This window comes from Janthinobacterium sp. LM6 (assembly GCF_002002885.1).
In the GTDB taxonomy this organism is placed as follows: Bacteria; Pseudomonadota; Gammaproteobacteria; order Burkholderiales; family Burkholderiaceae_D; genus Janthinobacterium; species Janthinobacterium kumbetense.
Window position 1 is genome coordinate 28,990 of record NZ_CP019510.1, and the last position, 20,540, is coordinate 49,529.

The 20,540-nt window shown below is 62.0% G+C and carries 20 protein-coding genes; 13 read left to right on the top strand and 7 right to left on the bottom strand.

Annotated elements, in window-relative coordinates; all coding sequences use genetic code 11:
• The first annotated feature begins 82 nt into the window (after positions 1–82).
• Both BZG29_RS00115 and uraH read left to right on the top strand, forming a co-directional pair.
• Positions 83–577: a heme-binding protein gene (locus tag BZG29_RS00115; protein ID WP_077398157.1), complete on the top strand. Its 495-nt coding sequence runs from the start codon at positions 83–85 to the stop codon at positions 575–577.
• Positions 578–587: 10 nt separating this feature from the next.
• Positions 588–998 carry a hydroxyisourate hydrolase gene (uraH, locus tag BZG29_RS00120; protein WP_077398158.1) on the top strand — a complete coding sequence of 137 codons (411 nt, stop codon included), beginning with the start codon at positions 588–590 and terminating at the stop codon, positions 996–998.
• On the opposite strand, the gene BZG29_RS00125 is transcribed toward uraH, so the two are convergent.
• The gene (locus BZG29_RS00125; protein ID WP_077398159.1) at positions 995–1,699 is read right to left on the bottom strand and encodes a glutathione binding-like protein; all 705 of its coding nucleotides are present in this window, start codon (positions 1,697–1,699) and stop codon (positions 995–997) included. The two genes, uraH and BZG29_RS00125, sit on opposite strands and share 4 nt — an antisense overlap.
• A gap of 200 nt (positions 1,700–1,899) precedes the next feature.
• On the opposite strand from BZG29_RS00125, the gene BZG29_RS00130 reads away from it, so the two are divergent.
• Positions 1,900–2,325 carry a hypothetical protein gene (locus BZG29_RS00130; RefSeq protein WP_077398160.1) on the top strand — a complete coding sequence of 142 codons (426 nt, stop codon included), beginning with the start codon at positions 1,900–1,902 and terminating at the stop codon, positions 2,323–2,325.
• A gap of 16 nt (positions 2,326–2,341) precedes the next feature.
• On the opposite strand, the gene BZG29_RS00135 is transcribed toward BZG29_RS00130, so the two are convergent.
• Positions 2,342–3,988 (bottom strand): methyl-accepting chemotaxis protein, encoded by a 1,647-nt coding sequence (locus tag BZG29_RS00135; protein ID WP_077398161.1) that lies wholly within the window; start codon positions 3,986–3,988, stop codon positions 2,342–2,344.
• Between the two features lie 288 nt (positions 3,989–4,276).
• Between BZG29_RS00135 and BZG29_RS00140 the strand changes: the two genes are divergently transcribed.
• Positions 4,277–4,705 carry an EamA family transporter gene (locus tag BZG29_RS00140; protein ID WP_077398162.1) on the top strand — a complete coding sequence of 143 codons (429 nt, stop codon included), beginning with the start codon at positions 4,277–4,279 and terminating at the stop codon, positions 4,703–4,705.
• A 73-nt stretch (positions 4,706–4,778) separates the two neighbouring features.
• Positions 4,779–5,144 carry a hypothetical protein gene (locus BZG29_RS00145; protein WP_046683244.1) on the top strand — a complete coding sequence of 122 codons (366 nt, stop codon included), beginning with the start codon at positions 4,779–4,781 and terminating at the stop codon, positions 5,142–5,144.
• On the opposite strand, the gene BZG29_RS00150 is transcribed toward BZG29_RS00145, so the two are convergent.
• The gene (locus BZG29_RS00150; RefSeq protein WP_077398163.1) at positions 5,138–5,575 is read right to left on the bottom strand and encodes a hypothetical protein; all 438 of its coding nucleotides are present in this window, start codon (positions 5,573–5,575) and stop codon (positions 5,138–5,140) included. The genes BZG29_RS00145 and BZG29_RS00150 overlap by 7 nt on opposite strands.
• Before the next feature lie 170 nt (positions 5,576–5,745).
• Here BZG29_RS00150 and BZG29_RS00155 point away from each other — a divergent pair, with 170 nt between their 5' ends.
• Positions 5,746–6,588, top strand: a complete 843-nt coding sequence (locus tag BZG29_RS00155; protein WP_253192733.1) for a helix-turn-helix domain-containing protein — start codon at positions 5,746–5,748, stop codon at positions 6,586–6,588.
• Positions 6,589–6,644: 56 nt separating this feature from the next.
• On the opposite strand, the gene folE is transcribed toward BZG29_RS00155, so the two are convergent.
• Complete coding sequence (gene folE / locus BZG29_RS00160; RefSeq protein WP_035822985.1) at positions 6,645–7,211, bottom strand: GTP cyclohydrolase I FolE; 567 nt, start codon at positions 7,209–7,211, stop codon at positions 6,645–6,647.
• A 74-nt stretch (positions 7,212–7,285) separates the two neighbouring features.
• Positions 7,286–8,122 carry an NAD(+) diphosphatase gene (gene nudC, locus BZG29_RS00165; RefSeq protein WP_077408893.1) on the bottom strand — a complete coding sequence of 279 codons (837 nt, stop codon included), beginning with the start codon at positions 8,120–8,122 and terminating at the stop codon, positions 7,286–7,288.
• 292 nt (positions 8,123–8,414) lie between these two features.
• Here nudC and BZG29_RS00170 point away from each other — a divergent pair, with 292 nt between their 5' ends.
• From BZG29_RS00170 to BZG29_RS00190, 5 genes are all read left to right on the top strand, one after another.
• A complete protein-coding gene (locus BZG29_RS00170) occupies positions 8,415–10,748 on the top strand; it encodes a catecholate siderophore receptor Fiu (RefSeq protein ID WP_077398165.1) in 2,334 nt (777 codons plus the stop codon).
• Between the two features lie 374 nt (positions 10,749–11,122).
• On the top strand, positions 11,123–12,436 hold the full coding sequence (locus BZG29_RS00175; protein WP_077398166.1) for a dicarboxylate/amino acid:cation symporter: 1,314 nt from the start codon (positions 11,123–11,125) through the stop codon (positions 12,434–12,436).
• A 108-nt stretch (positions 12,437–12,544) separates the two neighbouring features.
• The gene (locus BZG29_RS00180; protein WP_077398167.1) at positions 12,545–13,537 is read left to right on the top strand and encodes a porin; all 993 of its coding nucleotides are present in this window, start codon (positions 12,545–12,547) and stop codon (positions 13,535–13,537) included.
• A 244-nt stretch (positions 13,538–13,781) separates the two neighbouring features.
• Positions 13,782–15,692 carry an ATP-binding protein gene (locus BZG29_RS00185; protein WP_077398168.1) on the top strand — a complete coding sequence of 637 codons (1,911 nt, stop codon included), beginning with the start codon at positions 13,782–13,784 and terminating at the stop codon, positions 15,690–15,692.
• A complete protein-coding gene (locus tag BZG29_RS00190) occupies positions 15,685–17,028 on the top strand; it encodes a sigma-54 dependent transcriptional regulator (RefSeq protein ID WP_077398169.1) in 1,344 nt (447 codons plus the stop codon). The genes BZG29_RS00185 and BZG29_RS00190 overlap by 8 nt, the downstream gene beginning before the upstream one ends.
• Here the strand turns inward: BZG29_RS00190 and BZG29_RS00195 are convergent, their stop codons facing one another.
• Entirely contained in the window at positions 17,029–17,766 is a 738-nt protein-coding gene (locus BZG29_RS00195; protein WP_077398170.1) for a metallophosphoesterase family protein, read from the bottom strand.
• Between the two features lie 229 nt (positions 17,767–17,995).
• Between BZG29_RS00195 and BZG29_RS00200 the strand changes: the two genes are divergently transcribed.
• A complete protein-coding gene (locus tag BZG29_RS00200; RefSeq protein WP_077398171.1) occupies positions 17,996–18,844 on the top strand; it encodes a hypothetical protein in 849 nt (282 codons plus the stop codon).
• A 4-nt stretch (positions 18,845–18,848) separates the two neighbouring features.
• Here BZG29_RS00200 and BZG29_RS00205 read toward each other — a convergent pair whose 3' ends face one another.
• Positions 18,849–19,358, bottom strand: a complete 510-nt coding sequence (locus BZG29_RS00205) for a GNAT family N-acetyltransferase (RefSeq protein WP_077398172.1) — start codon at positions 19,356–19,358, stop codon at positions 18,849–18,851.
• 257 nt (positions 19,359–19,615) lie between these two features.
• Between BZG29_RS00205 and BZG29_RS00210 the strand changes: the two genes are divergently transcribed.
• A complete protein-coding gene (locus tag BZG29_RS00210; protein ID WP_077398173.1) occupies positions 19,616–20,533 on the top strand; it encodes an ABC transporter ATP-binding protein in 918 nt (305 codons plus the stop codon).
• Positions 20,534–20,540: the final 7 nt, after the last annotated feature.

The following is a 20,540-nucleotide window of genomic DNA, read 5'->3' on the forward strand; positions in this document are numbered from 1 at the left end:
ATGATAAAAATGTCATGCGGCGATCATCTTCTCGTAGGGCAACACTTGCCATACTGGCGCCATTCTTTTCCATGGAGGCCAGATGAAAACCCTGATGTTCGGCAGTGCCCTGCTGTGCCTGCTGGCCAGCCCCGCCCACGCACAGTTGCGCAATATCAATGACCTGTCGCTGGCGGCGGCCAACAAGCTGGCCGATGCGGCCATCGCTGCTTGCCAGGCGCAGGGCCAGCATATCGTCGTCACTGTGCTGGATCGTGGCGGAAATATTGTCGCCGTGCAGCGCGCCGATGGCGTCGGGCCGCACAACACGCAAGCCAGCCGGCGCAAGGCATACACGGCCTTGTCCACCAAAAGCGATACCCAGGCGCTGGCCGTGGCCGCGCGCGGCAATCCCGACATGGCCAATTTGACGACCGTGCCGGAACTGCTGCTGCTGGGCGGCGGCTTGCCGTTGACGGTGCAAGGGCACGTGGTCGGCGCCATCGGCGTGGCCGGTGGCGGTGGCGCCCTGCCAGACCGCGCCTGCGCCCAGGCCGCCCTGGCCGCCGTACCCGAACTCGATTCCCCCACCCCTTGAAAGCAACACGATGAGCTATCTGAAAAAAACCGCTGCCGCCCTGGCCTTCGCCAGCCTGTCCGCCATGGCGCTGGCCGCCGCCAATCCCTTGAGCGTGCACATCCTCGACTTGCAGAGCGGCCAGCCGACGGCGGGCGTAACGGTGACGCTGGAACACAAGCAGGGCAATGACTGGAAACCGCTGAGCAGCGCCGTGACGAATGCGCAGGGGCGCATCCCGGCCATGTATCCGGAAAATCAACCGTTGCAGGCGGGCAACTACCGCATCGTGTTCAAGACGGGCGAGCACTATGCGCGCCTGAAACAGGAAACTTTTTTCCCGGAAATCCCCGTGCAATTTCACGTGGAAAAGACTGAGCAGCACTATCACATACCGCTGCTGCTCAGTCCTTTCGGTTTCTCCACCTACCGCGGAAATTAAACCTGGCCGATAGTCTTCGCCGTCTGTCCGAACAGCACGCTTTTCGCGTCGCCGCTGACGGTCGGCTGCACATTGATTTCGGCCGCCCGCGCATATGCGCGCACGGTGGCGGGACGGGCGGCGATGGCCGCGAACCAGCGCGCCAGGTGCGGGAAATCTTCCAGCTTCTGACGCTGGCGGGCGTGCGGCACGATCCACGGGTAGATCGCCATGTCGGCGATGGAATAGCTGTCGCCGGCCACGAATGCACGGTCCGCCAGGCGCTTGTTCAGCACGCCGTATAGCCGGTTCGTTTCATTCACGTAGCGCGTGATGGCGTACTCGATGGGTTCGGGCGCGTATTGCACGAAATGGTGGTTTTGCCCGGCCATGGGGCCCAGGCCGCCCATTTGCCAGAACAGCCATTGCATGACTTCGGCGCGTCCCCGCACGTCGTCCGGCAGGAATTGCCCGCTTTTCTCGGCCAGGTATTGCAAAATGGCGCCCGACTCGAACAGGGACAGCGGCGCGCCGCCATCTGCCGGCGCCTGGTCGACGATGGCGGGGATGCGGTTGTTCGGCGCGATGGCGAGAAACTCGGGCTGGAACTGCTCGCCCTTGCCGATATGCACGGGAATGATGTTGTAGGGAATGCCCGCTTCTTCCAGGAACATCGTCACTTTGTGCCCGTTGGGCGTGGTCCAGTAATACAAGTCGATCATCGTGGTCTTTCCAGGTAGATAAGTGAGGCAAGCGGTGGGGCAAGCGGACTTGGCATAACTATTGTCGCGCCGCAACTGATATGCATGGATATAATGCCACGTAAGCGAAAAACAAGACGGCGCCCAAGCGAGGCAAGCGCCCACTCGCGCCGTCACGCAGGCATCCCGACATTCCCGAGCACAAACAAAGAAAGCCGACCATGCGCAAACTCCTGATCGTCACGCTGTCCGTCCTGCTGTCAGGCTGTGTCCAGGACTTCGCCATCTATATGTTCGATGGACAGGACCATTCCCTGACCGTGCGCCGCCAGCAACGTTATTTTTGGCAAGATACCGTGGAAGTACAGCTGATGGCGACCAATTTGCCGCAATGCCAGCGCCTGCATACCCTGTCGACGGATGCGCCGGCCGACATCACCGTCGAGCTGTTTGCGGCCGGCGACGGCGTGTGGAATATCCGCATGGGCAAGCAACTGTGGCAGGCGGAAACGAATACCTGCAATGAACTGACGGAAATGGAAAACGACCCGAAAGCCGACCTGGGCCAGCCGGTCGGGCAATTCGTGGTCGTCGATGACAAGCTGGAATTCGAGCCGGCGCCGCAAGCGGCGGCGCCAGCCCAGTAAGTCCTGAACGAAACTCCTAGCGCGCCGCCAGGCTGCGCAGCGGCTTTTTCGCCACGGCGCGTGGCGCGGCAGCCGAGCTTGCCGCCAGGCGCGGCGCCGTCCCCGATTCCTGCGCCGACAGCTTGAAGCGCGCCACCAGTTGCGCCAGCACGGCCGCCTGGTCTTGCATGCTCGACGCCGCTGCCGCCGCCTCTTCCACCAGTGCCGCATTTTGCTGCGTCACGCTATCCATCTCCGTGATCGCCTGGTTGACGTGGCCGATGCCCGTGCTTTGCTCGTGCGAGGCGGCCGTGATGTCGGCCATGATGTCGGTCACGCGCGAGACGGAAGCCACCACCTGATCCATGGTCGTGCCCGCCTGTGCGACGAGGGTGCTGCCGGCCGCGATGCTGTCGACGGAAGCGCCGATCAGTTCCTTGATTTCCTTCGCCGCGCCGGCGGAGCGTTGCGCCAGATTGCGCACTTCCGACGCCACGACGGCAAAGCCGCGTCCCTGTTCGCCGGCGCGTGCCGCTTCCACGGCCGCGTTGAGGGCCAGGATATTCGTCTGGAAGGCGATGCCGTCGATGACGCCTATGATGTCGACGATCTTGCGCGACGAAGCGTTGATGGTGTCCATGGTGCCGATCACTTGCGCCACCACGGCGCCGCCCTGGCGCGCCACGGCGGAAGCGGACTGCGCCAGTTCATTCGCCTGCACGGCGTTGCCCGCGTTCTGCGTCACGGTCGACGTCAATTCCTCCATCGAGGCGGCCGTTTCTTCCAGCGAACTGGCTTGCATTTCCGTGCGCGCCGACAAGTCCATATTGCCGCTGGCAATCTCGCTCGATGCCGTGGCAATCGTCTCGGCGCTGTGGCGGATTTCGCTGATCGCATCGACCAGGTTGGTCTGCATGGTTTTCATCGCGTACAGCACGCTGTGGCGGTCGTTGGCATGCGTGCGCACGACGCCGCTCAAATCGTTATTCGCGATCTTTTCGGCCACGTCGGCCGCATACTCGGGATCGCCGCCCAGCGCATGGCGCAGGCTGCGGTTGATCACCACGACGACGGCCGCCAGCAAGCCGCATACCAGTACCAGCACGCCCAGCGAGGTGAGCAGCGACTGGCGGAAGGCCGCATCGATATCATCCATGTACACGCCCACCACCAGGGTCCAGGCCCATGGCTTGTAGGCCACCACGCGGCTCATCTTCGGTTCGGGGGTTTTCTGGCCGGGACGGGGGAAATAATAGTGGACGAAGCCCTTGCCCGCATCGCTCTTGCCGACGGTAACGATGTCGCGGTACAGATAAGTACCGTTGGCATCTTTAAAATCCGACATGTTCTTGCCGTTCGTTTGCGGCGCGGCGGGATTCATCACGACGACGGCATCGAGGTTGATGATGGACAAATAACCGGTCTCGCCGAAACGCATGCTCTTGATGACGGCCGTGGCCTGCTTCTGCGCTTCTTCCTTCGTCAGGGCGCCGCTGGCGGCCAGGTCGCCGAACATCTTGACGGCGCCCAGGCCCAGGTCGGCGGCATTGCTCAGGTCGGCACTGCGCTCTTCGATGCGGATCTTGCGCACTTCCAGGGCGTTATAGACAAAAATAACGGTGATGCACAACAGGCTGCAAATCAGGGGAATCCATAACTTTTGCTGGAACGTCAATTTCTTCATGCTGTGTCTCCAACTATCTATTTGCGGCGAAGGGGCGTGGCCCGCTTCCAGCTCGGCTGGCCAGGAATGCGGCGGCGACGGTGCTCTGGCGGCACCGTTCAGACTGCTTCAGCATACGCTCGAACGACCGATATTTACAATGCCGGGAAGCAATGAATTTTGCCCAGTGTTGTTAATGCGTTGCGACAATTGATGAGAATTGATGTTGCGTTGCAATAAAATTGGGGCCAGCGGCGGCCGTTATTTTGCGCTACAGTCACTGCAATTCTCCACCGCGCAAGGAGTTCCATGTCGACCACCATGAGCTGGCAAGGCTTTGCCATCCTGTCGGCCGTGTTCGCGGCCCTGACGGCCATCCTGGGCAAGCTGGGCGTGGCCCACCTGAACAGCAACATGGCCACCTTGATACGCACGGGCGTCATCCTGCTGGTGACGGCGGCCATCATCTCGCTGCGCGCGGAGTGGCAGCGGCCCGCCGGCGGCAACTGGGTGGGCTGGACCTGCCTGATCGCCTCGGGCGTGGCCACGGGCCTGTCGTGGCTATGCTATTTCCGCGCGCTGCAGTTGGGGCCTGTGTCGCTGGTGGCGCCCATCGACAAGCTCAGCGTGGCGCTGGTGATGCTGGCCGGCTGGCTGCTGCTGGGCGAACCGTTCACGCTGAAAGGGGCCCTCGGTGGCGGCCTGATCGTGCTCGGCTCGCTGATTTTGCTACTCTGACGCATTCCACGGCACGCGGCGGCGCGCCTGTGTCAGAATGCACGCCGCATAGATCGAATCACGAAAGAACAGCATGACCAAGAATGAAGCCATGAAACGCATCAACGACCGCCTGGGCAAACCCACCCTGACGGACAAGAACACGCACTTTGCCAGCGTCGCCAGCTATGGCACGGACGAAGGCTGGTGGCTGAAGATCCCCTTCCTGACGTTCAAGCAGGAATTGCACTTCATCCTCAACAATGAGAAAACGAAAAGCTTCCAGCACCTGAAAATCGGCGCCAACCAGATCCTCAGCCCCGGCATGAAGTTCCGCAGCACGGGCGGCGCGGCCGACGCCTTCATGTCGGCCTCGGCGCCGAAACGCCTGGTCGACTTGCTCGACGGCGGCAGCAAGTACAACTTCACCAAGCATTTTATTAATGACTACCGCTACTGATGCGCGGCCGTGCTGCCGCCGCCCGGCGGCAGTTGCGGCGGCAGCCACGCCCTGAGCAAATGCTGGGCGATGTCGAGCGCGTCGTCGCGGCTGGTGCCGAAATGCAGGGGATAGCCCCAGAACTTGCCAAATAGAACGGCAAAGGCCTTGCCGGCCAGGCGCTTGGCGGCGCTCGGTTCGATCAGCACCATGCCCTGGATATACGCGCGGATGGCGGCCTTGTTCTGCTTCATCCACAGCGATGCGCGCTTGCGCTCCGCCTGCGGGTGTTCATGCCCGCCCTCGTCAAAGCCTTCCTCGCTGAGGATGACAAACGCCTGCCGGCGCGCCAGCAGCGCGTCGAACTGGGCAAACAGCACATCGGCCTGGGTACCTGCCGCGCCGTCGCGGCGCATCCAGACGAGGGGGAATGTGGAAAAATCGAGTTGCATGGGATGACTCCTTCAAGGGGGTTGCCGTTCCTCCTCACCTTCATCAGAACACTGGCGGCGGCGGTTGCCGTGGAAGCGGGGCTGCGGATGCCCATACGATAGCGTTGGCAGTGCTGCGCGTCATTGCATAAAATAGCCACAATATTATTCAATCCAGCCAAAGCCTTCCCATGCCCCATCCCCTCTTGCCCAGCATGCTGACGGCCCGCCTGGGCCTGGACGACGACGCCTCCATCCTCGATTTCGATGTTGATGGCGTGCTGCGTCCCTTGCTGGCCGTGGGCCTGGCCAGCGTGCCCGAGGATGCGGAACAGGCGCCGCACCAGCACCGCAAGGGGCAGTTGCTGTATGCCACGCGGGGCGTGATTCATTGCGAGGTGGAAAGCGGCGTGTGGATCGTGCCGCCCCAGTGCGCCGTGTGGATACCGGGCGGCCTGATGCACGCGGCGCAGGGCGTGGGCGAGGCGCAATGTTATTGCCTGTTTGTCGAGCCGGGCATGGCGCCGGCCTTGCCGGCCGTCTGCTGCACCGTGGCCGTCTCGCCATTGCTGCGCGAACTGATCGCCAAGGCGGCCGGTTTCCCCACCCTGGCCGCGCTGCAGGGCGCGCAGGAACGCCTGGTGCTCACCCTGCTCGATGAATTGGCGGCCGCGCCCGTGGAAGACTTGCATTTGCCAATGCCGCGCGATGCGCGGCTGCGCCGCCTGGCCGCCCTGCTGCTGGCGCAGCCTGCCGATAAACGCACGCTGGCCGAGTGGGCCAACCGCATCGGCATGAGCGAGCGCAGCATGACCCGGCAGTCACTGGAGGAAATGGGCATGAGCGTGGGCCGCTGGCGCCGGCAATTGCACGTCATCCTTGCCTTGCAACGGCTGGCGCAAGGGCGCAGCGTGAAAGCGGTGGCGCTGGAACTCGGTTATGAAAATACCAGCGGTTTCGTCACCATGTTCCGCAAGGCGGTGGGCAAGCCGCCGGCCCGCTACCTGGCGGAACGGGAATCCAAGAGAATATAAAAACGCATAAAAAAAGGCGGCATATGCCGCCTTCGTCTTGCATCGTCGCTAAATCATCATACTTCGCGCGCCAGCGCCAGGAACTCCGTGCGCAGCGCCAGGTTCGGCTGCATCTCGCCCAGCATGGCCGAGGTGATGGTTTCTTCGCCCGGCGTGCGGATGCCGCGGCTTTCCATGCACAGGTGGCGGCAGCGTACGACCACGCCCACCGACTTCGGTTCCAGCACTTCCATCAAGGCATTGGCGATCTGCATCGTCATGCGTTCCTGCACCTGCAGGCGCTTGGAGAAGCAATCGACGAGGCGCGTCAGTTTCGACAGGCCGACGATCTTGCCGTTAGGCACATAACCGATGGTGGCCTTGCCGAAGAACGGCGCCAGATGGTGTTCGCAATGGCTGTAGACGGGGATGCCGCGCACGACGATCAGCTCGTTGTACTGTTCCGCGCCATCTTCAAAGGCTTTCAGCAAATCGACCGGGTCCTGGCCATAGCCCGAGGTCCAATGTTTCCAGGCTTTTGCCACGCGCGCCGGTGTTTCCAGCAAGCCAGGACGCTGCGGATCTTCGCCAAAGCTGCTGATCAGCCGGCGCCAGTCGTTTTCGGAGAATTCTTCTTGAGACATGCTAAACCACCCTAAAATTTTCAATTGCCGCCAGTATATAGAAAATGCGGCAAGCTGCCTGAGCAGCCCCCGCTTTACGGCACTGCCGGCGGACGGTGCGCCTGCACCAGCAGCGCGGAAATCGACACGCTGGAACTCGCTTCCGGCCAAGCATCGCCGGGGCCGAACCAGCGCGCCTCGGCGATCTCGTTCTCGTCGAGGCGAATCTCGCCATCGAGGTAATCGGCCGTAAACGCGATCATCAGCGAATGGGGAAACGGCCAGGACTGGCTCATGAAGTACTGCAAGTTGTGCACGCGCAAGCCCACTTCTTCCATCACTTCGCGGTGCACGGCTTCCTCGATCGATTCGCCCGCTTCCAGGAAACCGGCCAGCGGGCTGAAACGCTGCGATGGCGAGTTTTTATGCATGGCCAGCAGCACCTGGTCGCCGTTGCGTATCAGCACCATCATGGCGGGCGAAATGCGCGGGTACGCGAGCATGCCGCAGGCGGCGCAGGTAAAGCAGCGTTCGCCGCGCGTGCGCTGCATGGGCGTGGCGCACACGCCGCAATGGCGGTGCGTGCGCGCCCACTCGGCCAGCTGTCCGGCTCGGCTGGCCAGGCCCAGGAAGTCATCGTCGACGGCGTTGAACAGCGAGCGCATACCGTGCCAGGCCAGGCCGGCACCCGGTGGCAACTCTTCGTCGGTCCAGACGGTCTGGCAATAGCGGCCTTGCCACAGACCCACGGGCTGGGCGCGGCTCAGGTCGATATCGAGCGCGGCCGCCTCGGCGGCAGTGGGCAGGGTCAGCCCGGGCGTGCGCAACAATAAACGCCCGCGGTGAAAGACGAATGTGAGCGTCTGCTCGGCGGCCGGGACCGGTTCGGGAGGATCGATCAGGGGGACGAAGGCGTCGGGTGTCTGCAGCATGCTTGGCGGAAATTTGTAAAGGTTGCTCATCATACTCCCGCTGCCGGACGCCTGCGCGCGTAGCAGCGGCCATGCAGCAAAGCAAGCATTCATGGGCCATGACAGTGTTTTTTTTGCGATACGCCCAATTCGTTGCGTAAACGAGACTGATAACGATTCTCATTTACGAATGAGCGCCCAATAATTACAATGTCTGCCAACCCATCCATCGCCAGCCACTTGCCCCCGTGCCCAAGCACAGCGGCGCAGAGCCAGCCAGGAACCACTACCCTGACCTTATCGAGAGAGCAAGATGGCAATCAAGAGCCGCAAACACGTCCAATCCCGTTTCAACCAGCACATCGGCGCCGCCCTGGCCGTGATGCTGCTGCCCGTTGCCGCCCAGGCGGCCGACCCGGCCGGCCAGAGCGCGCCCGCATCGCAGCAAACCCTGAACGAAATCAAGGTCGTGGGTTCCAAGGAAAATGATTTCAAGGCCGAAAAAGCCTCGTCGCCGAAATACACGGAAGAGCTGGTCAACACGCCGCAAACCATCGTCGTGATCAAGAAGGAATTGATCGAACAGCAAGGCGCGCTGACCCTGACGGACGCGCTGCGCAACACGCCTGGTGTCGGTACTTTCTTCCTCGGTGAAAACGGCAACACGAACACGGGCGACGCCGTCTACATGCGCGGTTTCGATTCGTCCGGCAGCATCTATGTCGATGGCGTGCGCGACGTGGGTTCCATCTCGCGCGACGTCTTCAACATCGAACAGATCGACGTATTGAAGGGCCCGGCGGGCACCGACAGCGGCCGCGGCTCGCCGACCGGTTCGATCAATCTGGTCAGCAAGACGGCCAGCATGGAAAACAAATTCAACTCGCTGCTGACGGCGGGCAGCGGCAAGCAGAAACGCGCCACGGCCGACTGGAACCGCATCCTCGACAGCGATACGGGCACGGCCTTGCGCCTGAACCTGATGACGCAGGACAGCGGCAACCCGGCACGCGATGAAGTCAAGAACAAGCGCTGGGCCTTCGCGCCCACCGTCACCTTCGGCCTCGGCAAGCCGACGCGCATCACGGCCAGCTACCTGCACGTGGACCAGAACAACGTGCCCGACGGCGGCGTGCCGACCATCGGCTTGCCAGGCTACTCGACGCCGGACGTCCCAACGAAGGATCAACCGGTCATCCGCAGCTTCCTGAACGGCGCCGCCAGGGTCGATCCGAAGAATTTCTACGGTTCCACCTCGGACTACGACAAGGTCAAGGCCGACATGGGCACCTTGCGCATCGACCATGATTTCTCGCCCACCGTGCAAATTCAGAACACCACGCGCTATGGCAAGACCAAGCAGGATTACCTGCTGTCGGCCTTCATGGGCAGCACCGCCAACCTGAAGACACCGGTTACCACCGATCCGTCGACCTGGACCCTGGAGCGCTCGCTGCGCACCGTGAAGGACCAGGAAAACACGATCCTGACCAACCAGACCGTGGTCAGCGCGCAATTTGACACGGGCGTGCTGAAGCACTCCCTGGTGGCCGGCGCCGAGTTCACCAGCGAAAAACAGACCAACTACAGCTATGTGCCCGCCAGCCTGGGTACCTTGCCGGCAGCGAACCTGTACAAGCCGAATCCGCGCGACACCGTCACCGGCCACAACCCCGTGCGCAGCGGCGCCTTCACCGAAGGCGAAGTCAACACGCAAAGCCTGTATGTGTTCGACACCATCAAGTTCGGCGACAAGTGGCTGTTCAACGGCGGCGTGCGTTTCGATCACTTCAACACCACGTATGACGCCGTCGCCCTGCAAGCAGCCGTGGCCAAGGACCAGGTGCAAAAACTGCCGGTCGGTACGCCAATTCCCACCCACCTGACGCTGGGCGACACCTTGGCCAACGGTAAGATCTCGGCCATGTACAAGCCGACGCCGGACAGCAGCGTGTACGCCTTGCTGGCCACGTCGAAAGCGCCACCTGGCGTCAACTTCGCCCTGAGCGCCGCCGCCAGCAGTGCGCAAAACCCGAACTATGACCCACAGGAAACCATCACCAAGGAAATCGGCACCAAGTGGGACTTCCTGAAGCAAAAACTGTCGCTGTCGGCCGCCGTCTACCAGACCACCGTCAAGAATGAAGTGGAGCAAGATCCTGTCATCTCGACCATTTATTATCAGACCGGCAAGAAGCGCGTGCAAGGCCTGGAACTGGGCGTGGTGGGCGAGATCATGCCGAACTGGCTGGTCAGCGCCGGCTATACGCGCATGAATACCAAGGTCGAGTCGAACAAGGTCTTCACGGCCAGCGGCGACAAGAGCCTCACCTACACGCCAAAACAGGCGTTCACCAGCTGGACTTCCTACACCCTGCCGTTCGGCCTGAAGATCGGCGGCGGCGCGCGTTATGTGGGTGAAATGCTGCGCGGCACCGATGGCGCCGTCGGCACGCCGGCCCGCGTGGATGCCTACTGGGTCTTCGACGCCATGGCAACGTATACCGTCAACAAGAACCTCGACTTGCAGTTGAACGCCTACAACCTGGCCGACAAGACCTATGTGGCGGCCATCAACAAATCCGGCTTCCGCTACACCCCGGGCCAGCCCCGTTCGTTCAGCCTGACGGCGAATATCAAGTTCTAAACACGCATTGCGCCACATCAAGCCCCTCTTCGGAGGGGCTTTTTTATTGTCCTGATAATCTTATCTTTTTAGCGTACCGCCACCCTGCCGTGACTAGCGTATGAAAAGTCATACAGCGATGGCCTGCCGCGTCCAATATTTCGCGCAAGCGTGCAAAGTTGCGACATCTAAGCAACAAAAAAGCTTCCTCAAATCAACAACTTAAGAAGTTAAGTCCCAAATTCCCATTTCAGGCATATCCTTTGCTATGTACAGGTTTTGCTGCAAATAATCGCTGGCACGCAAGGGCTTGTTTTTGAGAAATATTGACTCCAAGCTTGAGTTGCTCGCTATCAATAATCCGCTCACAGCGGCGTTTCACCGGAGGAGTCAAAATGAAAAAGAAACGGCCATTAACCCTGTACATCCTGATTGCCATGATCCTCGGCATTGCCGTGGGCTATGGATGCAACACCGCTTTCCCTGATGCCAAGCTCAGCGCTCAGATCGCTGGCAATATTTCCATCGTCACCGACGTCTTCCTGCGCCTGATCAAGATGATCATTGCGCTGCTGGTGTTCTCCACCCTGACCGTCGGCATCGCCCACATGGGCGACGGCAAGACGGCGGGCCGCATCGGCCTGAAAGCCATGTGCTGGTTCGTGGTTGCCTCGCTGGTGTCGCTGGCGCTGGGCATGGTGCTGTCGAACCTGATGCAACTGGGAACCAACCTGGGTTTGCCATTGCCGGACATCCACGCGTCGACGAATCTGAAAACGGCCGCCTTCACCTTGAAAGATTTCTTCACGCACCTGGTGCCGAAGTCGCCGATCGAGGCCATGGCCAACAATGAAATCCTGCAAGTGCTGGTGTTCTCGATCTTCTTCGGCGGCGCACTGGCCGGCCTGGGCGAATCGGGCAAGACCCTGACGGCCGTCGTCGACCAGCTGGCGCAAGTCATGCTGCGCATCACCGGCACCATCATGAACCTGGCCCCGCTGGCCGTGTTCGCCGCAATGGCTTCCGTCATCACCACCCACGGTCTGGGCGTGCTGGTCACGTTTGCCAAGTTCATGGGCGGCTTCTACGTAGGCCTGCTGTGCCTGTGGGCCCTGCTGATCGGCGCCGGCTTCGTCGTCATCGGCCCGCGCATCTTCAAACTCGTCGGCCTGATCCGCGAACCATTCCTGCTGGCATTCTCGACGGCCAGCTCGGAAGCGGCCTATCCAAAACTGCTGACGGCGCTCGACCAGTTCGGCGTGGACCGCAAGATTTCCAGTTTTGTGTTGCCAATGGGCTACTCCTTCAACCTCGACGGTTCGATGATGTACTGCACCTTCGCCGTACTGTTCATTGCGCAAGCCTACGGCATCGACCTGTCGATCGGCACCCAGATCACCATGCTGCTGCTGCTGATGCTGACCTCGAAAGGCATGGCCGGCGTGCCGCGCGCCTCGCTGGTGGTGATTGCCGCTACCCTGAACCAGTTCAATATTCCGGAAGCGGGCTTGCTGCTGCTGATGGGCGTCGACCAATTCCTCGACATGGGCCGTTCGGCCACCAACGCGGTCGGCAATGCCGTCGCCACGGCCGTCGTCGCCAAGTGGGAAGGTGGCCTGGCCACCGAGGAAGAAGCCGCCGCGGCCAACGCGGCCAGCCTGAACACGGAAAGCCATTGGGGCGAAGCGGATCACGCTAGCAAAGCCTGATAGCGCCATGGCCCGCCACAAGCGGGCCATTTATTTGTTGTCGATGTTGAGTAACAAGCAGTCAGGTAGTGCGATCAGTAGTCATTCCAACTTATTAGAGAGATTTTCATGAAAAAAGTCCTGTTTACCCTGCTGACCCTCGGCGCAGCCTCCACCGGCGCCATGGCCCAATCGAGCGTGACCATCTACGGCGTGGCTGACGCCGGCCTGGTGTTCGACAAGGATGCGGCTGGAGACCGCCTGAACCGCGTCGCTTCCGGCGTCGCTTCCGGCTCGCGCATCGGCTTCAAGGGCAAGGAAGACCTGGGCGGCGGCCTGGCCGCTACCTTCGTGCTGGAAAGCGGTTTCAATATCGACACCGGCACCTCGGGCCAGGGCGGCCTGCTGTTCGGCCGCCAGGCCTATGTCGGCCTGACCGGCAGCGCCGGCGCCGTCACCCTGGGCCGCCAATATTCCCCGTACTACCTGGCCCTGCGCGACGTGGCCGATCCGTTCGTCATCGGCCTGGCCGGCACGGCATCGAACCTGATGGTGACGAATATCCGCGTCGATAACATGGTGCAATACACGACGCCGACCTGGAGCAAGCTGTCGGCCGACCTGGCGTATGGCTTTGGCGAAGTAGCCGGCGACAATGCGAAAAACCGCAGCATGGGCGGCGCCGTCCACTACATCGACGGTCCGCTGAACGTGACCCTGACGCACCACCGCAAGGAAAATGCGCTGGCGACCCAGCAAACGCGCAACACCCTGCTGGCCACGCGCTATGACTTTGGCGTGCTGCAAGGCAACTTCGGCTACGCCGACAACCGCGCCCTCGACAACAGCAAGAGCAACGACATCCTGGTCGGTTTCAGCGCCCCGTTCGGCGCCACCAAGCTGGTCGCGTCCTACATCCGCCACAACGACAAGAGCAATGCCAACCGTGACGCCCAGCAATGGGCCATCGGCGCCTTCTACGCCCTGTCCAAGCGCAGCGACCTGTACACCGGTTACGGCCACATCAGCAACAAGAACGGCGCCACCTTCGTCGTCGGCAATGCCACGGACAATGGCACCGGCAACAGCGGTTTCAACCTGGGCATGCGCCACACGTTCTAAGGACGTCGGCCAAAATCTACTGCGCGGCGCGCTTTGCGGCCGGCGATGCTCACCGTACTAAAGTACGGTGAGCATCGCCGGCCACAAATCACTGCCGCTCGCTACGATTTTGTCGGACGTCGAAAGGTCCGTGAAATAAATGCGTAAATGCGCAGGCCGCCGGATGCATGTCCGGCGGCTTTTTTTATGTTGAGACACATCAAGATGCGATACTGTGGGTTCTTGCAAGTTGGCAGCTGATTTTATGAATAGCAGTACTACGAAACCCTCCCTTTCCTGGCGCCAGCGCCTGTCGCAACGGTCGGGCCGCGAAACGCTGGCCTGGGGCGTGGTGCTGGCCGCCTGTCTGGCCACCGTCTGGCTCGTGTATTTCTGGACCGAGCGCATCGCCATCGGCAAGCTGCAGGCCAGCGGCGCGCAGCGCCTCGAGGTGTATGTCAGCAGTCTGGAAAATGCACTGGAAAAATACGATTTCCTGCCCAAGACGCTGGAGCTGAACCGCGACGTCATCCGCCTGCTGCAGCATCCGGAAGACCCGGTGCTGGTCGATACGGTCAACCATTACCTCGAGCAAATGAATGCCCAGGCGAAATCGTCGACCATCTTCATCAGCAACCTCGACGGCAACACGCGGGCCGCCAGCAACTGGCAGCAGCCCGATAGCTTTATTGGCGACAATATTTCATTCCGTCCCTACGCCCAGGATGCGCTGCGCGGCACGCCGGGGCGTTTTTATGGCGTGGGCACGACGCGGCTTGAGCCCGGCTACTTCTTTGCCCACGGCATCTACCAGAATGGCCACATGCTGGGCCTGGCAACGGTGAAGGTGAACCTGGAAACCCTGGAAAAACGCTGGGTGCAGGGCGCCGACAAGGTCATGCTGGCCGATGAGCACGGCGTGATCTTCCTCAGTTCCATGGCGGACTGGAAGTACAAAACCCTGGCACCGCTGTCGCCCGCCATCGTCGAAGAACTCAACCGCACGCGCCAGTATTATTCGAAGCAGCTGGCAGCCATCCCCTTCGTTTCCGACCGCCAACTGGGCAATGGGGCGCGCGTGATCAGCGTGCGCGAACAGGAACACGCCGACACGCCGCCGAAGATCAGCTCCAGCGTCATGACGCAGATCAAGCTCAAGTCGCCGCAAGGCTGGACGTTCATTTATCTGTCCGATCTGGCGCAGGCCAAGGCCAGCGCGCGCGCCGCAGCCGCCTTCTCCTGCGTGCTGCTGGGCTTTTTCATGCTGCTGTTCTTTTACCTGCGCCAGCGCCGCGCGGCCGTGGCGCAAAAATTGCGCGCCCGCGAAGATCTGCAACATGCGTACGACAACCTGGAAGCCATGGTCGAGGAACGCACGTCGGAACTCAATGCCATGACGCAAAGCCTGAGCCAGGAAATCGACGTGCGCAGCAAGGCCGAGCAAAAACTCCACATCACGCAAAACGAACTGTTTCAAGCTGGCAAGATGGCCGTGCTGGGGCAAATGTCCGCCAGCATCACGCATGAACTCAACCAGCCGCTGACGGCGCTGCGCACCATGTCCGACAATGCCGTCATCCTGCTGGAACGCGGACGGCTCGACGACGCGCGGCGCAACCTGGCGAAGATCTCGCAAATTGCGGCCAGGATGGGGACCATTACGGGCCAATTGAAGATTTTTGCGCGCAAGTCGACCACCAGCCTGACCTCCGTCTCGATCCCCACGGCGATCAGCAACGCCCTGTTCCTCGTCGAACGCCGGCTGCAGGTGGAAAATGTGCGTTTTACTTTGCAACTGCCGCCCGAAGACATCTTCGCCATGTGCGAAAGCAACCGCCTGGAACAGGTGCTGGTGAACCTGTACGCCAACGCGCTCGACGCCATGAACGGCAGCGACGTGCGCAGCCTGCGCGTGGCCGTCGAATGCACGCCGGAGCACGTGCTGATCCACGTGGCCGACACGGGACCGGGCCTGTCGACGGAAGTGTGCGAACACCTGTTCGAACCGTTCTTCACAACAAAACCGCAAGGACTGGGACTGGGACTGGGGCTGGCCATTTCCGAACAGATCACGCGCCAGTTCGGCGGCGTGCTGCGCGCCGAAAACGCCCCCGGCGGCGGCGCCGTCTTCACCATCGAACTACAGATTGCAACGCAGGAGGAAAAACATGTTTGACGGCTTGAAGGTCTTGCTGGTCGAGGACGACCCCACCGTACGCGAAGGCAGCGAGCAGGCACTGCAGCTGGCCGGCCTGGACGTGTTGGCGTTTCACTCGGCCGAGCTGGCCTATAAACTGCTGACGCCGGATTTCCCCGGCATCGTCGTCAGCGACGTGCGCCTGCCCGGCATGAGCGGCCTGGAATTGCTGCAAGCGGTCAAGACGCTCGACGCCAACCTGCCCGTGATCCTCGTCACGGGCCACGGCGACATCACGATGGCCGTGCACGCCATGCGCACGGGCGCCTACGATTTCATCGAAAAGCCGTATTCGTCCGAGCAACTGGTCGACGTGATCCTGCGCGCGCTGGAAACGCGGCGCCTGACCCTGGAAGTGCACAGCCTGCGCCGCCAGCTCGAGGACGGCGGCGGCATCGAAGCGCGTTTATTAGGCAATTCGGTGGCGATGCGCGACATACGGCGCCTGATACTCGACGTTGCCGACGAACCGGCCGACGTGCTGATCTATGGCGACACGGGCACGGGCAAGGAAATGGTGGCCCGCTGCCTGCATGACTTCAGCCACCGCCGCAAGCACAACTTCGTTGCCGTCAACTGCGGCGCGATTCCCGAAAGCATATTCGAAAGCGAAGTGTTCGGCCACGAACCGGGCGCGTTTACGGGCGCGGCCAAGCGCCAGGTGGGCAAGATCGAGCACGCGGATCAAGGCACGTTTTTCCTCGACGAAATCGAATCGCTGCCCCTGTCCCTGCAAGTCAAATTGCTGCGCGTGCTGCAGGAACGCTATATCGAGCGCCTGGGCTCGAACGTGCCCACGCCCGTCGACGTGCGCGTCATCGCGGCGGCCAAGCTGGACCTGGAAGACTTGTCGCAGCAACAGAAATTCCGCAGCGACCTGTACTACCGCCTGAATCTGATCGTGCTGCATCTGCCGCCGCTGCGCGAACGGCGCGAGGACATTCCCATCCTGTTCGAACACTTCGTGCTGGCCGCCGCCGCCCGCTACAACCGCGCCGCGCCCGTCGTCTCCAGCGCGCAGATGCGCAACCTGATGGCCCACTCCTGGCCCGGCAATGTGCGCGAGCTGCGCAATATCGCCGACCGCTTCGTGCTGGGTATCGCCGGCGGCGCCTCGAGCCTGCTGGCGGCCGGACTGGCCAGCCCGCTGTCGCTGGCGGAGCAGGTCAACGGCTTCGAACGCGCACTGATCGAACAGGAACTGCGCGCATATTCCGGCAACGTCAGCGAAGTGAGCGCAGTGCTCGGCTTGCCGAAGCAAACCTTGTACCACAAGATGCAGAAGTACAACCTGGTGGCCGAAGAGTTCCGCTGATCAGCCGACCCGGCCCGTGCGCAAGGGCGTGACCCAGTCGGGCCGCCCGTTCGCCAGCGCCAGCCGGGCCGCCTTTTCCCAGTCATATGCGACGGCGTGCAACTGCGCCGTCCAGGCACCATCGGCGCCCTGTTCGGCGATGGCATAGCGCGCATGCGGCGTGCCGTTTTCCATCACGTGCGGATAACCATGGTCGTCGTCGTAGGCTTGCAAGCCCACGCTGCCCGGATTGACGACCAGCCGGCCATCGGGCAAGCGCACCTGGCGCGGCATGTGCGTGTGGCCGCACAGGATCAAGGCCGCATCCGTCGTCCCGGCGCGTTCGGCCACCTCGTCCGGCGAGGCGGCGCGGCTGCCTTGCGGCGTGACGCTGTCGAGAAAATACACGAGATCGCTTTGCGGCGTGCCGTGCACGAGCAGCACATCCTTGCGCAAGCGCAAGGTGGCAGGCAGCGCATTGATCCACGCGAGTTGTTCAGGCAGCAGTTGCGCGCGCGCAAAGGCGTCCGACACGCCCATGCGGGCCGGGTCGCCGAACAATTGCCGCTCGTGATTGCCGCGGATGGTGGGCAAATCCAGCCCCATCAGGCGCGCCGCCGTGGCGCGCGGCTGCAGATGGCCCGAAACGATATCGCCGAGGTTGACGATCATGTCCACGCCACGCAGGGCGATGTCGGCCAGCACGGCCTCGAGCGCATCGAGGTTGCCGTGAATATCGGAAATGGCGGCAATTTTCATGCGGTGTCTCCTCCTCGTACACACCATTCTGCCCGCGTTCCCCCTTGCAGGCAAGGCCGGCAGGTGTACCAGCTCTTACACACGGTAGGACAAATCCGACGGGAATTTGCGCCGTGCGGCTACGTGATCTAAATGTCACAGTTGCTACCATTTCCTCATTGCATTACCGCATAACGCCAGCCGCCCCGAAGCCGCGGCAGTTTTTCACTTTATCTTGAGGAGTAGCCCCATGTTTGCCACGCCCGTTCCCGCCCGCCTGACCCCGCCACGCCCGCACCACCTCGCCTTGCGCGGCGCCATGATGCTGGGCGTGCTGGGCATTGCCACGGCGGCTGCCACGGCGCGGGCGGAACCATCGCCCGCGCTGGATCGCGTCAGTATCTCGGTGGGGGCGTTTTCCGCCGATCCGCGCATCAATATCGGCGCCGACACGCAGTTTGGCCGCATCGATGCGCCCGAATCGAAGCAAAGCCACACGACCATCCCCCGCATCAAGGCGGACTTGCTGATCGGCGACCGCCATGGCCTGGCATTCGACTACTACCGCTACGACAAATCCTACACGCCAAGCCTGACAGGCGACACCATCATCAATGGTCAGCCCGTCACGGGCACGGCCACGGCGAATGCCGATTTAAAACTGGACCTGGCCAAGCTGGCCTATAAATGGTGGCTGGGCAGCGGCAACGACACCTTCGGCATCGGCCTGGGCGCCGCCTACTACCATGCCAGCCTGAACGGCACGGCCACCGGCATCGTCAATGGCGAGACGGCCACGGCGCGCGATTCCATCGGCGAGCACGCGTTCGCGCCGCTGCTGGAAGTGGGCTGGCGCCACGCGTTTACGCCGGACTTGCGCATGTATGCGGAAGCGTCGGGCATCAAGAAAAACGGCGGACGCATCAACGGCCACATCTACGGCGGCAATATCGGCGTGGAATGGTTTCCGTTCAAAAATATCGGTTTCGTGGCCGACTACGGCATTTCGAAAATCAAGCTGCACCGCGACAGCGAACGCGATGCCGACCTGAACGTGCGCCTGACAGGGCCGTCGGCGTATGTGAAAGTGCGCTTCTAAACGCTCAAGCCGCCGGTTTCAGCAAAGTCAGCTGGAACTGCGGCAAGGCAGGGTCGTCATACGCCTCGACCCTGGCAAACGGCAGGCGTGCAAACGCATGGCGCCAGAACGCGCAGGCAGCGGCATCGTCGCGAAACGTCGCCACCAGCCACGTCTGCGCGCTGTCCAGCAGCACCCTGCGTACCACTTCCAGCGCCACGCCCCGGCGCCGGTATTTCTTCAGGATAAAAAAGTCGCTGAACTCCTGCACCGGCAGCCCGCCTGCCATGCCAGGTTCCGTGAGGAAAAAGCCGGCCAGTTCGCCATCGACCTCGATCCAGCTGGCCGTGTGGCCGGCCGCATGCACATACGACGCCAGTCCTTCGTCGCACACATCATAGCGGCCATCGGCCAGCAGGGCCTCGCCGCTCCAGGCGGAATTGTCATAACAGTACAGTTGAAACAGCTGCGCCAATGCCCCCTCTTCGCCCGGGGCAATGGGACGCAACGCGATGACCTTGTTTATTGCATGCATGAAGAACTTTCCCGCACGATGGCGTCGATCCAGTCTGCGATCTTATCACCGCCACTCATCCCCGCCCTCCCGCATTTCATGCCTGCATTTCCTCCCTTGGTCGCAAAAGCATTAATTTTCTTCCGATTGCTTATATATTATTATTTTTAAGTAACATCCGCCATCGCGGTTGACGAAAAACAAGGGCGATCCCCTTCCACAGACCGGCAGACACGCATCTGCCGGCTTTCATACCCAAGCTCTGGAGAGTGCTGCACATGCTATCGATCAAACAGCTGAACAAAACGTATGCGAATGGCGTCAAGGCCATCAACAATGTCAGCCTGGAGATTCCCAACGGAATGTTCGGCTTGCTGGGGCCGAATGGCGCGGGCAAGTCCTCGCTGATGCGCACCATTGCGACATTGCAAGATCCTGATAGCGGCAGCATCCATTTCGATGGCGTCGATGTGCTGCGGGACAAGGCCGGCCTGCGCCGCCAGCTCGGCTATCTGCCGCAGGATTTCGGCGTGTATCCGAAGGTCAGCGCGGAAACCCTGCTCAACCACTTTGCCGTCCTGAAAGGCTTGACGGAGAAGGGGCCGCGCAAGGACGCCGTGGAAGCCCTGTTGCAGCAAACCAATCTGTGGGAAGCGCGCAAGCGCAACCTGGGCACGTATTCGGGCGGCATGCGCCAGCGCTTCGGCATCGCCCAGGCGCTGCTGGGCGCGCCGCGCCTGGTGATCGTCGATGAGCCGACCGCCGGCCTGGACCCGGATGAACGCAACCGCTTCCTGAACCTGCTGGCGAAGATCGGCGAGCAGGTGGTGGTGATCCTGTCGACCCACATCGTCGACGACGTGACGGACCTGTGCCCGCGCATGGCCATGATCGTCAAGGGGCAAGTGCTGGTGCAAGGCGAGCCGCAGGCGGCCATCGACACCCTGCTCGGCAAGGTGTGGCGCCGCAGCGTCGGCATGGACGAGCTGGCGCAGTACCAGCAGTCGCACAATGTGCTGTCGACGCGCCTGGTGGGCGGCAAGCCGCAAATCAATGTGTATGCCGACAGCCAGCCCGACAGCGGCTTCGTGCAGATCGCCCCGGACCTGGAAGACGTGTACTTCCTGCATGTGCGCAACGCTGCCCGCAACGGCGCCGCCGTTCCCGCTGCAGCACCGTCCGCCGTCGCGGCGTAAGGAGCGC

Bases quoted from the DNA above. Each gene is read 5' to 3' on its own strand.
- BZG29_RS00115 (WP_077398157.1), top strand. From the start codon at position 83: ATGAAAACCCTGATGTTCGGCAGTGCCCTGCTGTGCCTGCTGGCCAGC.
- uraH (WP_077398158.1), top strand. From the start codon at position 588: ATGAGCTATCTGAAAAAAACCGCTGCCGCCCTGGCCTTCGCCAGCCTG.
- BZG29_RS00125 (WP_077398159.1), bottom strand. From the start codon at position 1,699: ATGATCGACTTGTATTACTGGACCACGCCCAACGGGCACAAAGTGACG.
- BZG29_RS00130 (WP_077398160.1), top strand. From the start codon at position 1,900: ATGCGCAAACTCCTGATCGTCACGCTGTCCGTCCTGCTGTCAGGCTGT.
- BZG29_RS00135 (WP_077398161.1), bottom strand. From the start codon at position 3,988: ATGAAGAAATTGACGTTCCAGCAAAAGTTATGGATTCCCCTGATTTGC.
- BZG29_RS00140 (WP_077398162.1), top strand. From the start codon at position 4,277: ATGTCGACCACCATGAGCTGGCAAGGCTTTGCCATCCTGTCGGCCGTG.
- BZG29_RS00145 (WP_046683244.1), top strand. From the start codon at position 4,779: ATGACCAAGAATGAAGCCATGAAACGCATCAACGACCGCCTGGGCAAA.
- BZG29_RS00150 (WP_077398163.1), bottom strand. From the start codon at position 5,575: ATGCAACTCGATTTTTCCACATTCCCCCTCGTCTGGATGCGCCGCGAC.
- BZG29_RS00155 (WP_253192733.1), top strand. From the start codon at position 5,746: ATGCCCCATCCCCTCTTGCCCAGCATGCTGACGGCCCGCCTGGGCCTG.
- folE (WP_035822985.1), bottom strand. From the start codon at position 7,211: ATGTCTCAAGAAGAATTCTCCGAAAACGACTGGCGCCGGCTGATCAGC.
- nudC (WP_077408893.1), bottom strand. From the start codon at position 8,122: ATGCTGCAGACACCCGACGCCTTCGTCCCCCTGATCGATCCTCCCGAA.
- BZG29_RS00170 (WP_077398165.1), top strand. From the start codon at position 8,415: ATGGCAATCAAGAGCCGCAAACACGTCCAATCCCGTTTCAACCAGCAC.
- BZG29_RS00175 (WP_077398166.1), top strand. From the start codon at position 11,123: ATGAAAAAGAAACGGCCATTAACCCTGTACATCCTGATTGCCATGATC.
- BZG29_RS00180 (WP_077398167.1), top strand. From the start codon at position 12,545: ATGAAAAAAGTCCTGTTTACCCTGCTGACCCTCGGCGCAGCCTCCACC.
- BZG29_RS00185 (WP_077398168.1), top strand. From the start codon at position 13,782: ATGAATAGCAGTACTACGAAACCCTCCCTTTCCTGGCGCCAGCGCCTG.
- BZG29_RS00190 (WP_077398169.1), top strand. From the start codon at position 15,685: ATGTTTGACGGCTTGAAGGTCTTGCTGGTCGAGGACGACCCCACCGTA.
- BZG29_RS00195 (WP_077398170.1), bottom strand. From the start codon at position 17,766: ATGAAAATTGCCGCCATTTCCGATATTCACGGCAACCTCGATGCGCTC.
- BZG29_RS00200 (WP_077398171.1), top strand. From the start codon at position 17,996: ATGTTTGCCACGCCCGTTCCCGCCCGCCTGACCCCGCCACGCCCGCAC.
- BZG29_RS00205 (WP_077398172.1), bottom strand. From the start codon at position 19,358: ATGCATGCAATAAACAAGGTCATCGCGTTGCGTCCCATTGCCCCGGGC.
- BZG29_RS00210 (WP_077398173.1), top strand. From the start codon at position 19,616: ATGCTATCGATCAAACAGCTGAACAAAACGTATGCGAATGGCGTCAAG.